We start from the raw sequence: 13,545 nt of genomic DNA on the forward strand, positions 1-13,545 counted from the left end.
GGGACCCGCGGATGCGCGGAGCGGCGACCCCGGCCGGCTAACACGTTACCTGCCGAGCGGTTCGATCCTTGAGCATGCCGATATGCGATGACGTCAGGTCCCGCTGTCCCCGTGGGCGGGACGGTCCCGCGCCCCGGGTCAGCGCACGGGGGCGAGGCGCTCCGCGAGCACCTCGGCGATCTGCACCGCGTTCAGCGCGGCTCCCTTGCGGAGGTTGTCGTTGCTGAGGAACAGCACGAGCCCCTTGCCCTCCGGCGCGGACTGGTCGGCGCGGATGCGACCGACGAAACTCGGGTCCTTGCCCGCGGCCTGCAGGGGCGTCGGCACCTCATCGAGCACGACCCCGGGGGCCGCACTCAGGACCTCGCGCGCGCGCTCGGGCGTGATGTCCCGCGCGAACTCGACGTTGATCGAGAGGGAGTGACCCGTGAACACCGGCACCCGCACGCACGTCCCCGCCACGCGCAGACCCGGGAGCTCGAGGATCTTGCGGCTCTCGTTGCGGAGCTTCTTCTCCTCGTCGGTCTCGTTGTCACCGTCGTCGACGAGGTTGCCCGCGAACGGGATGACGTCGAACGCGATCGGTGCCACGTACTTCTCGGGCTCCGGGAAGTCGACGGCAGAACCGTCGTGCACCAGCTCCAGGGTGTTGCCCTGAGCCAGCACGCCCTCGACCTGGCCCAGCAGCTCCTGGGCGCCGGCGAGACCGGAGCCGGAGACCGCCTGATACGTCGAGACGATGAGCCGTTCGAGCCCGGCCTCGGCGTCGAGCGCCTTGAGCACCGGCATGGCCGCCATCGTGGTGCAGTTCGGGTTGGCGATGATGCCCTTCGGACGGGCGTCGATCGCGTGCGGGTTGACCTCGCTCACCACGAGCGGGACCTCGGGGTCCATCCGCCACGCGCTCGAGTTGTCGACCACGACCGCGCCCGCCTCGGCGAACCGCGGCGCGTAGGCACGGCTCGCGGTCGCGCCGGCGGAGAACAGGGCGATGTCGATGCCCGCGGGGTCTGCCGTCTCCACGTCTTCCACGATCACGGTCGCGCCGCCGAACTCGATCGCGGTGCCCGCGGATCGCGACGACGAGAACAGGCGCAGCTCGCGGATCGGGAACGACCGCTCCGCGAGAATCTCGCGCATCACGGTGCCCACCTGGCCGGTGGCGCCGACGATGGCGACGGAGAGTCCTGAATCGGAGATGCGGGTCATGAGGTTCCTTGGCTTCGTGCGGTACGGCGTACGAGGCTTCGGGCGCGGCGACGGGATGCGGAGGCCACGCCTGGCGCCGGTGTCAGGGTTTCGGTGAGTCTACCGTGCCGACAGCGGCCGACCGCCCGCGTGACGGCGCCGTGACGACGTCGGCAGGATCCGGACGGCCGATGGCAGGATCAGCGACCGGTGCCGGCGTGGACCGTCGCCTCGGCCTCGCCGTCCAGCCCGTAGGCGGTGTGCACGGTGCGGGCCGCCTCGGCCAGGTCGTCGGCGCGCAGGACCACCGAGATGCGGATCTCCGACGTGGAGATCATCTCGATGTTGATGCCGCCCTCCGACAGCGCCTCGAACAGCGTCGCCGACACACCCGAGTGCGTGCGCATGCCCGCACCGACGACCGAGAGCTTGCCGATCTGGTCGTCGTGCACCAGGTTCAGGAAGCCGACCTCGGCCTGCTCACCCGCGAGGGCCTTCAGGGCTGCGGTGGCATCCGCCTTCGGCACCGTGAACGAGATGTCGGTGCGTCCGGTGGACGCGGCCGACACGTTCTGCACGATCATGTCGACGTTCGCGCCCGACTTCGCGACGATCTTGAAGATGTCGGCGGCCTTGCCAGGAACGTCGGGCACGCCCGCGACCGTGATCTTGGCCTGGCTGAAGTCCGTGGCGACTCCGGCGACGATGGGCTCTTCCATGGCTGCTCCCTCGGCTTCGCGAGGGTTCTTCATGCCCTCGCCCAGAACGTACGTGCCCTCGGCCGACGAGAAGGTCGACCGGGCGTGGATCAGGACGCCGTGACGGCGTGCGTACTCGACCGCGCGGATGTAGAGCACCTTCGCACCGTTCGCCGCGAGCTCGAGCATCTCCTCGCTCGACACGTGGTCGAGCTTCTGCGCCCTCGGGATCACCCGCGGGTCCGCGGTGAAGATGCCGTCGACGTCGCTGTAGATCTCGCAGACGTCGGCGTCGAGCGCTGCCGCCAGGGCCACGGCGGTGGTGTCGGAGCCGCCACGGCCGAGGGTGGTGATGTCGCGGGTGTCGCGGTTGAAGCCCTGGAACCCCGCGACGATCACGATCGCGCCCTCGTCGAGCGCCTCACGGAGCCGCACCGGCGTGACGTCGACGATGCGCGCGGCGCCGTGCTGCGAGTCCGTGATCATCCCGGCCTGGCTGCCCGTGAAGGACCGCGCCTCGAAGCCCATCGAGTGGATCGCCATCGCCAGCAGCGCCATCGAGATGCGCTCACCGCTGGACAGCAGCATGTCGAGCTCGCGCGGAGCCGGGATCGGCGCCACCTCGTTGGCGAGGTCGAGCAGCTCGTCGGTCGTGTCGCCCATCGCGCTGACCGCGACCACCACGTCGTGGCCCGCACGACGGGTGTCGACGATGCGCTTGGCGACGCGCTTGATGCTCTCTGCGTTCGCGACGGACGAGCCGCCGTACTTCTGCACGATGAGGGCCACGTTCACTCCCGGGGATGACGGGCGGATCCGCCCACGCTCATTCTACGGATCGCGCACATGCCCGACCGCGCATGTGACGGACGCGGACCCTTCACCGCGTGCGCGACTCACCGCAGGGCGCGGGCGCTAGAGGGCGAGGGGCGGGGCCGGGGTGGAGGACGGCGGCGGCACGGGGCGCAGCCGGCCGCCGGTCGCGGCGAACCAGCAGCCGACGATGATCAGCGGGAAGCCGATCAGCAGACCCGGCGTGAGCGGCTCGGACAGGACGATCGCGCCCAGCACGATCGCGACCACCGGGTTGACGTACGTGAACAGCGGAGCGCGCACCGGCCCCACCTCCCGGATGAGGGCGAAGAACGCCAGGAACGCCAGCGCCGTGCAGATCACCGCCAGGGCGAGCAGCGCCCCGAGCGAGGGCAGCGTCGGCACCTCGTGCTGTGTGAGGAGACCGATCGGCAGATAGACGAGGCCGATCATCAGCAGGGACAGCGTGATGGTGCCCAGCGACGGCACGTCGGCCAGCTTTCGCGCCACGATGAAGGGCGCGATCGCGTAGAGCACCGCGACCAGCAGGACCTCACCCGCCGCCAGCAGACTCACGTCGCCGCCGAACAGACCGGGGCCGGCCACCACGATCGCGACGCCGACGAAACCCACGAGCAGACCGATGCCCCGGGCGGGCCGCAGCACGCCGCGGTCGCCGCCTCCGAGCGCGATCAGCGCCGCGAACAGCGGAACCGTCGCGACCAGGAGCCCCGTCATCCCCGACGGCAGCGTCATCTCCGCGTGACCGAGGAGCACGAAGGGCCCGGCCATCTCGACAGCGCCGAACGCGAGCACCCAGGGCCAGTGCCGGAGCGCCGCGCGCAGGGCTCCGCTGCGCAGCGCGAACGGCAGCAGCAGCAGCGCCGCGATCAGCGTGCGGCCCGCGACGATCGCCGGCGGGGAGATCGACTCCACCGCGATGCTGATGAACAGATAGGGCACGCCCCACAGCAGGGCCATGACTCCGAAGAGCAGCCAGCCCCGGCGCGTGAAGCCGGAGTGCGGGGTCACAGCACGCGCCGCCCCTCGAAGGCACGACCGAGCGTGACCTCGTCGGCGTACTCGAGGTCGCCGCCCACGGGCAGCCCCGACGCCAGGCGCGACACCGTGATCTGCATCGTGGTGAGCAGCCGGCTCAGATAGCTCGCGGTCGCCTCGCCCTCCAGGTTGGGGTTCGTGGCGATGATGACCTCCTGCACCGTGCCGTCGGCGAGGCGCGTCATCAACTGTGCGATGCGCAGATCGTCCGGTCCGATGCCCGCGATCGGGCTGATGGCGCCGCCGAGCACGTGGTACAGGCCACGGAACTCACGCGTGCGCTCGATCGCCGCCACGTCTTTCGCATCCTCGACCACGCAGATGAGCGCCTGATTGCGACGGGGATCACGGCAGATCGCGCACCGCTCCTGCTCCGCGACGTTGCCGCAGATCTCGCAGAAGCGCACGCGCACGCGGATCTCGGTGAGCAGCTCGGCCAGCCGTGCCACGTCGAACGTGGGCGTCTGCAGGATGTGGAACGCGATGCGCTGCGCGGACTTGGGCCCGATGCCGGGAAGCCGGCCGAACTCGTCGATCAGCTCTTGGACGATGCCGTCGTACATCAGGAGAACCTCGTGGGGGGCTCGTAGGGCTCTTCGCGAAGGAACGTCGCTCCGAGCACCTGGCGGATCACGGCCTCACCGTAGCGCTGCACGCCCCCGGCGGCGGGGGTGCGCTCGACCACGACGGGCGGGGTGGCGACCGACGGTGCGGCGGCCCTGGACGGCTGCGCGGTGGGGCGCGCCGCTGGTGGGGCGGACGGGGATCGCGGCTCGTACGCCGGCTCGTACGACGGGTCGTAGGGCGGCTCGTCGTCGAAGGCGGGCGCCTCGTCGTCTCCGGGCAGCGGCGGCTCGTCGCGGTCCACGGCACCGTCGGCCGGTGGGGCGGGCGCGGACGAGGCGGCCTCGACCTCTTCGGGCTCCTCGTCGACCGCGAGCGCCGGGGCGGCGGCGGCCACCGGCTCCGCGGTGGGGATCGCGGCCACGGCCCACTCGGTCACGGGCGCGGCGGAGTCGCTGCGGACCTGCGGGCGCGCTCGCGCCGCTGAGGCAGGCTCCGATGCGGGCGCGGCGTCGGCGGGGGCGCTGGACCCGGAGGATGCGGGCTGGCGCGGCGCTCCCCCCTGCGGCATCGGCGCCGGCAGATACTTCACCCGGACGCCGACCTCCTGCTCGATCGCGGAGCGCAGGTGGTCGGACGGACCGGAGCCGGGCGTGGTGCCCTTGAACTTCGCCACGTCGTGCTGGCTCGTGAACCCGAGCGTGAGCACCTCGGAGTCGGTGTCGTACGCGAGCGGCTGCACCGCGGTGGCGAGCAGCCACGACGTGCGGCTGATGCCCTCGAGCCGGGTGAGCACCGACGGCCACGCCGCGCGGATGCGGTCGAACGTGACCGGGCCGGCGGGGGGTGGCGAAGACACGGACGGCGCCGACGCGGTGTCGTCGGCGGCGGCCGAGCCTCCGGCGTCGGAGCCCCCGGAGGCGGAGGTGGAGGTGGCGCGGTCAGGGCTCGCGGGATCGGAGGCCCGATCGGACGACACCGCCTCATTCGCCGCGGAGGACGCGGGCGCTGCGGGAGGTGCCACGGTCGAGGCGGGCGTCGGCACAGCGGGAGCCGCGGACGGTGCCGGGGCCGGTGAGGGTGCAGCGGGAGCCCCGGACGACGCGGGCGTCGCCGACGTTCCCGGCGCGGCAGACGCCTGCGCCATGGCCGGTGCGGGTGGCACGGCAGACGGTGCTGCGGCCGCGGCCGACGCGGGAGCCGCAGCCGGCGCGGGGGCCGATCCCCCGACCGCGGACGACGCGGTGCCGGGAGCAGCGCCCGCGCCCGAGGCCTCCGCCAGCACTCTCGCGACCATGAGCTCGAGGTGGAGGCGGGGCGACGTGGCGCCGGACATGTCGTCGAGGGCCGCGCTCACGACGTCGGCCGTGCGCGAGAGCCGGAGCGCCCCGAACGCCTCGGCCTGGCGGCGCATGCGGTCGAGCTCGTCCTCCGCGATGCCGCGCAGCACCGCGGACGCCCCCGAGCCCACGGCGGCGATCACGATCAGGTCGCGCAGGCGTTCGAGCAGGTCGTCGACGAAGCGCCGCGGATCCTGCCCGGTCTGCACCACGCGGTCGATCGCGGGGAAGGCCGCGGCGGCATCGCCCGCGGCGAGCGCATCGACGATCTCGTCGAGCAGCGCCCCGTGCGTGTAGCCGAGCAGCGCCACGGCGCGCGCGTAGCCCACGGTGACCGTCTCCGACCCGGCCGGGGAGTCGGACCCGGCGATCAGCTGGTCGAGCAGCGACAGCGTGTCGCGGGGGCTGCCGCCGCCCGCACGCACGACGAGCGGCAGCACGCCCTGCTCGACGACCACGCCCTCCTCGGCGCACAGCTTCTCGACGTACTCGAGCATCGCGGCGGGCGGCACGAGCCGGAACGGGTAGTGGTGCGTGCGCGAGCGGATGGTGCCGAGGACCTTCTCGGGCTCGGTGGTCGCGAAGATGAACTTCACGTGCTCCGGCGGCTCCTCCACCAGCTTCAGGAGCGCATTGAACCCCTGCGGCGTGACCATGTGCGCCTCGTCGAGGATGAAGATCTTGTAGCGGTCACGGCTCGGAGCGAAGGTCGCCCGTTCGCGCAGGTCGCGGGCATCGTCGACGCCGTTGTGGCTCGCCGCGTCGATCTCCACCACATCGAGCGACCCGCCGCCCGCGCGGGACAGCTCCACGCAGCTCGGGCACGTGCCGCACGGGGTGTCGGTCGGGCCCTCGGCGCAGTTCAGGCAGCGCGCCAGGATGCGGGCCGACGTGGTCTTGCCGCAGCCGCGCGGACCGGAGAAGAGGTAGGCGTGACCCACGCGGTCTCCGCGCAGCGCCGTCATGAGCGGATCGGTCACCTGCGACTGCCCGATCATCTCGCCGAACGTCTCGGGGCGGTAGCGGCGGTAGAGGGCTGTGGTCACCACCCCAGCCTACGGCGTGCCACCGACGTTCGGCGGGTCGCGCCCCCTCCTCGACGGAGGAGGCGCGGCCCGGCTCAGTCGATCGGCTCGACGACCGGAATCGCGGTCGTGATCACCGGCACCGAGGCCGACAGGCGCGTGCCGTCGTCGCGCCGCGCATCGGCGAACTCCCGCAGCGTCGGCCGCCCGGCGATCACGGGCCCCTGGTCGGCCAGCCGCACCACCGCCGGGTCCTCCAGCGTCGCGAAGTACGCGGTGTCACGCACGCTGAAGGGCACGGGAGGGCCGCTGCGCACCTCGACCCGCAGCTCCTCGCGCGTGACCGTCACGGTGAGCGCCGACCCCTGCCACTGCAGCGGGAACGACAGCGACGGCCACCCCGCCGGGAGCCGCGGGTCGAAGCTCAGGTCGCCCGCGTAGTCGCGCATGCCGCCGAAGCCGCACACCAGCGCCGTCCACACCCCGCCGGCCGAGGCCACGTGCACGCCGTCCGACGCATTGTGGTGCAGGTCGTGCAGGTCGACGAACAGCGACTGCTCGAAGTACTTCTGCGCCAGGTCCTGGTACCCCACCTCCGCGGCCAGGATCGACTGCACCACGGCCGACAGCGTCGAGTCGCCCGTGGTCAGCGGGTCGTAGTAGTCGAAGTCGGCCTTCTTCTCCTCCGGCGTGAAGTGGTTGCCCTGCAGGAACAGCGCCAGCACCACGTCGGCCTGCTTCAGCACCTGGAACCGGTAGATGACCAGCGGGTGGAAGTGCAGCAGCAGCGGCCGCTGATCCGCCGGCGTGTTCGCCAGATCCCACACCTCGCGCTCCAGGAACAGCGAGTCCTGCGGGTGGATGCCCAGGCTCTCGCTGTACGGGATGTACATGGCCTCGGCCGCCCGCTCCCACGACTCCGCCTCGCCCGGCCCCAGCCCCGTGCGCTCGACCAGTGCCGCGTAGTCCTCGGGGTAGCTGTCGCGGATCTCGCGCACCACCTTGGCCGCGTAGCGGAGGTTGTAGCGCGCCATGACGTTCGTGTACAGGTTGTCGTTCACGACCGTCGTGTACTCGTCCGGCCCCGTGACGCCGTGGATGTGGAACGTCTGCAGGCCGTCACCCGCGTCCGACTGCTCGACCAGCCGCGCACCGCGCCAGAATCCGAGCGTCGCCCACAGCCGCGCCGTCTCGATCGCGATGTCGGCACCCTCGCGGCGCAGGAACGCCTCGTCGCCCGTCGCGCGCACGTACTTGCCCAGCGCGAAGCTGATGTCGGCGTTGATGTGGTACTGCGCGGTGCCGGCCGCGTAGTACGCCGACGCCTCCTCACCGTTGATCGTGCGCCACGGGAACAGCGCGCCCGCCTCGTTGAGCTGCGCCGCCCGCCGACGGGCGGCGGGAAGCATCTTCACCCTGGCGCGCAGCGCGTTGTACGCCCACCGCGGGGTCGTGTAGGTCAGGAACGGGAGCACGTAGATCTCGGTGTCCCAGAAGTAGTGGCCGCTGTAGCCCGAACCCGTGAGGCCCTTCGCCGGGACGCCGGCCCCGTCCGCGCGCGCCGAAGCCTGCGCGAGCTGGAACAGGCACCAGCGCGTGGCCTGCTGCAGGTCGTCACGCCCGCCGATCTGCACGTCGCTGCGCTCCCAGAACGCGTCGAGCCATTCGCGCTGCCGCCGGAACACCGACTCCACGCCCTCATCGGTCGCGCGGTCGAGCGAACGACGGCACCGGTCGACCAGCTCCCGCGTCGGCACGCCCCGCGAGGTGTGGTAGCTGACGAGCTTCGTGATGGTGATCGGCACGCCCGCCTTGGCCTGCACCCGGAACACGTTCTTCGCGATGTCCGGCTCGCACAGGGTCCTGGCGTTGTACTGGTTCTCGGTCTCGACGATGTGGTCGGCCACCACCGCGACGGTCATGCCCGACGCCGCGACCCGGTACGACAGCGCCGAGCGCAGCCCGTCCTGCCAGTGCTCCGCGGGCTCCAGCACCCGGTCGGCGATGCGCTCCGCCTTGCGCGGGTCGAAGCCCGCGCCGCTCTTGGCTCCGATCGGCGTCCCCGCGTAAACACCGGCGCCGTCCTGGCGGTTCAGCAGCTGGCAGCTGATCGTGACGGGCGCATCCGCGTTCTCCACCACGACCTCGAGGCGCAGCACCGCGAGGTGACGCTCCTCGAAGCTCACCAGCCGCTGATCCCGCATGCGGACGCGCTTGCCCGACGGCGTCTCCCACACCACGCGCCGCTCCAGCACGCCCGTGCGCATGTCGAGCGTGCGGGCGTACTCGCGCACGTCGGCGTCGTCGAGCGAGATCGGCTCATCGTCGACGTACAGCCGCATCACCTTGGCGTCCGGCGCGTTCACGATGGTCTGCCCCACCTCGGCGAAGCCGTACGCCTGCTCGGCGTGGCGGATCGGCCAGGTCTCGTGCAGCCCGTTGATGAAGGTGCCGTGCTCGTGCGCACCGCGGCCCTCGATGTGGTTGCCGCGCAGGCCGAGGTAGCCGTTGCCGACCGAGAACAGCGTCTCGCCGACACCCTCCTCCGAGTAGTGCGTCTCGATCAGACGCCACGGGTCGACGGGGAAGCGGTCGCGGTCGATCATGCGGTCTCCGGGATGTCGGTGCGGGTGTCGGGAAGCAGGGCGGCGAGGTCGTCGACCACGTGCGTGGCGCCGGCGGCGCGCAGCGCGTCGGCACCGGTGCCGCGGTCCACGCCGATCACGGTCGCATAGCCGGCGGCGGCGGCGGACGCGGCACCGGACGTGGCGTCCTCGACCGCGACGCTGCGGGCGGGGTCGACGCCCAGGCGGACGGCACCCGCCGCGAACATGTCCGGCGCGGGCTTGGAGGCCAGGCCGTCGTGCTCCGCGACCACGCCATCGACCACGACGCGGAAGAACGAGCGGATGCCGGCGGCGGCGAGCACCTCCTCGGCGTTCTTCGAGCTCGACACGACGCCCATCGGCACACCGGCCGCGTGCAGCCGCTCGACCAGAGCGAGCGAGCCGGGGAACGGGGCGATGCCCTGCCCGCGCAGCGACGCCGCGAAGGCGGCGTTCTTGCGGTTGCCGATCCCGCACACGGTCTCGGCCGAGGGGTCGTCGTCGACCGATCCCCACGGCACCTCGACGTTGCGGCTGCGCAGCAGGCTCGCGACTCCGTCATAGCGCTTCTTGCCGTCGACATACGCGAAGTAGTCCTCGTCGGTGTACGGCGGGGTGATGCCCCAGCGCGCGAACACGTCGTCGAAGACGGCCTTCCACGCCTTCATATGCACCTCGGCGGTCGGCGTGAGCACGCCGTCGAGATCGAACAGCACTCCATCGGCGAGGAGCAGGTCGGGCAGCGCTTCTGGCACAGGGCCTCCAGGAGAAGGGCGAGGGACGGATCGGCACCTCTCCGTGCCACTGTGCCAGCGTAATGCGGGCGGCACGCACGGGGTAACCCCGCAGCCGCGATCAGAGCAGCTCGGCCGTCTGCCTGGCGATCTGGAGCTCCTCGTCGGTCGGCACCACCAGCACCGTCACGCGCGACGCGTCGGTCGAGATCACCCGGATCCCGCGCTCTCTAGCGGTGTTGCGCTCCTGGTCGAGCTCGACGCCCGCGAAGCCCAGGGTCGCCAGGGCCGCCGCCCGCACCGGGGCCGCGTTCTCGCCGACGCCCGCCGTGAAGGAGATCACGTCGACCCCGCCGAGCTGCGCGATGTACGCCCCCGCATAGGCGCGGAGCCGGTGCACGTACACGTCGAAGGCCAGCACCGCCGCCTCGTCGCCCTCCGCGACCCCGGCGAGGATGTCGCGCATGTCGCTGCGCCCCGCCAGCCCCGCGAGTCCGCTGCGGGTGTTCAGCAGCGTGTCGAGGTCGTCGATCGTGTACCCCGCGCGTCGCGACAGATGCACGAGTGCCGCGGGGTCGAGGTCGCCCGACCGCGTGCCCATGACGAGCCCCTCCAGCGGCGTGAGCCCCATCGACGTCTCGACCGAGCGACCGCCGTCGATCGCGGTGACCGAGGCCCCGTTGCCGAGGTGGAACACCAGCTGGCGCAGCTCCCCCAGCGGTCGGTCGAGGAAGCGGGCCGCGGCCTCGCTCACGTACTGGTGGCTCGTGCCGTGGAACCCGTAACGGCGCACCCGGTGCTCGGCGGCGAGCTGCGCGTCGATCGCGTAGGTGTAGGCCGCAGGCGGAAGGGTCTGGTGGAAGGCCGTGTCGAACACCGCCACGTGCGGGACGGCGTCGAACACCGCACGCGCGGCCCGGATCCCGGCGAGGTTCGCGGGGTTGTGCAGCGGGGCGAGGACGGCCAGCTCGCCGATCTGCCGCTCCACGTCGGCGTCGATCAGCGTGGGGGCGTAGAAGCGTGCCCCGCCGTGCACCACCCGATGCCCGACGGCGACCGGCGGGTGCGCGTCGAGGGAGGGCCCGTGCGCCGCCAACTGCTCGCGCATCACCTCGAACGCGGCCGCGTGGTCGGGAATCGGCCGCTCCTCGCGGTACGTCGCGTCGAGCATGGTCGGCACCGCGTCGGCGGCCACGACCGGGCGGACGGTGTGGGACACCGGGCTCGACTCCTGGCCGATGCGCTCGATCAGCCCGCTCGCGAGCTCGTCCTCCCGCTCGACGTCGATCAGGCTGTACTTCAGCGAGGAGGATCCGCTGTTGATCACCAGGATCGCGCTCACGCCCGCTCCCCCTCTGCGCTCTGCGCCTGGATGGCGGTGATCGCGACCGTGTTGACGATGTCGTCCACGAGCGCCCCGCGCGACAGGTCGTTGATCGGCCTGTTGAGACCCTGCAGCACCGGACCGATCGCGACCGCTCCCGCCGACCGCTGCACGGCCTTGTAGGTGTTGTTGCCCGTGTTGAGGTCGGGGAACACGAAGACCGTCGCGCGGCCGGCCACCGCGGAGTCGGGCAGCTTGGCCTTGGCGACCGCGGCGTCGGCGGCGGCGTCGTACTGGATCGGGCCCTCCACGGGCAGCTCCGGCGCGCGCTCCCGCACGAGCGCCGTGGCCTGGCGCACCTTGTCGACGTCGGCGCCGCTGCCGGACTCCCCCGTGGAGTACGACAGCATCGCGACGCGCGGGTCGATCCCGAACTGCCGCGCCGTCGTCGCCGACGAGATCGCGATGTCGGCGAGCTGCTCCGCCGTGGGGTCGGGGATCACGGCACAGTCGCCGTACACCAGGACGCGGTCGGCGAGCGCCATCAGGAACACGCTGGACACGACCTCGACCCCCGGCTTGGTCTTGATGATCTCGAACGACGGGCGGATCGTATGGGCTGTCGTGTGCGCGGCCCCCGACACCATGCCGTCGGCGAGACCCAGGTGCACCATCATGGTGCCGAAGTACGACACGTCGGTGACCGTGTCGGCCGCCCGCTCCAGCGTGATGCCCTTGTGCGCGCGCAACCGGGCGTACTCCTCCGCGAACCGCTGCACCAGCTCGGGGTCGGTGGGGCTGAGGACCTGCGCGTCGGCGATGTCGACGCCGAGCTCGGAGGCCCGCGCGCGGATGGCGGCCTCGTCGCCCAGGATCGTGAGGTCGGCCACGTCTCGCGCGAGCAGCGTCGCGGCCGCGCGGAGGATGCGGTCGTCGTCGCCCTCCGGCAGCACGATCCGGCGACGGTCGGCCCGCGCCCGCTCCATCAGGCCGTACTGGAACATCAGCGGCGTGACCACGTGGGCCTCGGCGAGCCCGAGCTGCTCGGTCAGCTCGGCGATGTCGACGTGCGCCTGGAAGAGACCGAGCGCCCGCTCGTAGCGCCCGCGGGCATCGGCCGTGATCCGTCCGCGCGTCCCCATCACGCGCACCGCCGTGTCGTAGGTGCCCAGGTCGGTCGTGATGATAGGCACGGACGACGCGAACCCGTCGAGAAGCTGCAGGATGGGCGCGGGCAGCGGGAACGGCCCGTTGAGCACGATGCCGGCGATGCGCGGGAAGGTCCCGGAGGAGTCGGCGAGCAGGGCGGCCAGGAGGACCTCCGTGCGGTCGGCGGGGATCACCACCACGGCCTCCTCCGTGATCCGCGGCAGCACGTTCACCATCGACATGCCGGCGACGACGATCGACAGGGCGACCGCGGTCAGGCGCTCCTCGTCGCCCGCGAGCAGCGTGCCGTCGATCGCGGCGAGGATGCCGCGGATGGACGGTGCCACGAGGGCGCGGTCCTCCGGGATCGCCCACACCGGGGTGCGGTCGGCCGGAAGCACGGCGCGAACGGCGGCGACGATCGGCTCCAGCGCCTCAGGGTCGGCGCGGTTGACCGCCACGGCGAACAGCTCCGCCCGTTCCGCGGCGAGCTCGGACAGCGCGAGGGCGGCGATCTGCCCCACGGCGGCGGGCGTGCGGGCGGTGGTGGTGCCCAGCTGCTCGGCCTGACGCTGCTGGTCGCGGCCGCTCAGCACGAGCAGCACGGGCGCGGCGAGGTTCGCGGCGATGCGCGCGTTGAACCCGAGCTCCGCGGGGCTCGCGACGTCGGTGTAGTCGCTGCCGACGATCACGACCGCGTCGCACTGCGCCTCGACCGCCTTGAACCGCGCGACGATGGTCGCCAGCGCGGCCTCGGGGTCGGCGCGCACGTCGTCGTAGGTCACGCCGATGCAGTCGTCGTAGTCGAGCTGCACGCCGTCGTGCGCGAGCAGCAGCTCGAGGATCTCGTCGCGCTCCGCGACCGACCGCGCGATGGGTCGGAAGACGCCGACGCGCGGGGAGACGCGCATCAGGGCGTCGAGCGCCCCGAGGGCGATCGTCGACTTCCCGGTATGGCCTTCGGCCGAGGTGATGTAGATGCTCCGCGCCACGCCCCCAGCTTAGGCGGGGCGCCGTCGGACGCGCCCGGACGGTGCCGTGACTA

At 72.2% G+C, this 13,545-nt stretch carries 9 protein-coding genes; all 9 read right to left on the bottom strand.

The features are described from left to right. Positions 1 to 138: 138 nt before the first annotated feature. Entirely contained in the window at positions 139 to 1,209 is a 1,071-nt protein-coding gene (locus KV394_RS00585; protein WP_136036897.1) for an aspartate-semialdehyde dehydrogenase, read from the bottom strand. A 179-nt stretch (positions 1,210 to 1,388) separates the two neighbouring features. Further along, positions 1,389 to 2,675: an aspartate kinase gene (locus tag KV394_RS00590; protein WP_136032141.1), complete on the bottom strand. Its 1,287-nt coding sequence runs from the start codon at positions 2,673 to 2,675 to the stop codon at positions 1,389 to 1,391. A gap of 126 nt (positions 2,676 to 2,801) precedes the next feature. Beyond that, on the bottom strand, positions 2,802 to 3,731 hold the full coding sequence (locus tag KV394_RS00595) for a DMT family transporter (RefSeq protein ID WP_136032139.1): 930 nt from the start codon (positions 3,729 to 3,731) through the stop codon (positions 2,802 to 2,804). Next, positions 3,728 to 4,321 carry a recombination mediator RecR gene (gene recR / locus KV394_RS00600; RefSeq protein WP_136032137.1) on the bottom strand — a complete coding sequence of 198 codons (594 nt, stop codon included), beginning with the start codon at positions 4,319 to 4,321 and terminating at the stop codon, positions 3,728 to 3,730. The genes KV394_RS00595 and recR overlap by 4 nt, the downstream gene beginning before the upstream one ends. After that, positions 4,321 to 6,708 (bottom strand): DNA polymerase III subunit gamma and tau, encoded by a 2,388-nt coding sequence (locus KV394_RS00605; protein WP_247982044.1) that lies wholly within the window; start codon positions 6,706 to 6,708, stop codon positions 4,321 to 4,323. Before KV394_RS00605 ends, recR begins: the two co-directional genes overlap by 1 nt. Positions 6,709 to 6,782: 74 nt before the next feature. Next, a complete protein-coding gene (locus KV394_RS00610; protein ID WP_136044210.1) occupies positions 6,783 to 9,293 on the bottom strand; it encodes a glycoside hydrolase family 65 protein in 2,511 nt (836 codons plus the stop codon). Further along, positions 9,290 to 10,048 carry a beta-phosphoglucomutase family hydrolase gene (locus tag KV394_RS00615; RefSeq protein ID WP_247982045.1) on the bottom strand — a complete coding sequence of 253 codons (759 nt, stop codon included), beginning with the start codon at positions 10,046 to 10,048 and terminating at the stop codon, positions 9,290 to 9,292. Before KV394_RS00615 ends, KV394_RS00610 begins: the two co-directional genes overlap by 4 nt. 100 nt (positions 10,049 to 10,148) lie before the next feature. Beyond that, positions 10,149 to 11,369: an acetate/propionate family kinase gene (locus tag KV394_RS00620; protein ID WP_247982046.1), complete on the bottom strand. Its 1,221-nt coding sequence runs from the start codon at positions 11,367 to 11,369 to the stop codon at positions 10,149 to 10,151. After that, positions 11,366 to 13,492: a phosphate acetyltransferase gene (gene pta, locus KV394_RS00625; RefSeq protein ID WP_206252927.1), complete on the bottom strand. Its 2,127-nt coding sequence runs from the start codon at positions 13,490 to 13,492 to the stop codon at positions 11,366 to 11,368. The genes KV394_RS00620 and pta overlap by 4 nt, the downstream gene beginning before the upstream one ends. Between the last annotated feature and the right edge of the window lie 53 nt (positions 13,493 to 13,545).

Source organism: Microbacterium sufflavum, from assembly GCF_023101165.1.
In the GTDB taxonomy this organism is placed as follows: Bacteria; Actinomycetota; Actinomycetes; order Actinomycetales; family Microbacteriaceae; genus Microbacterium; species Microbacterium sufflavum.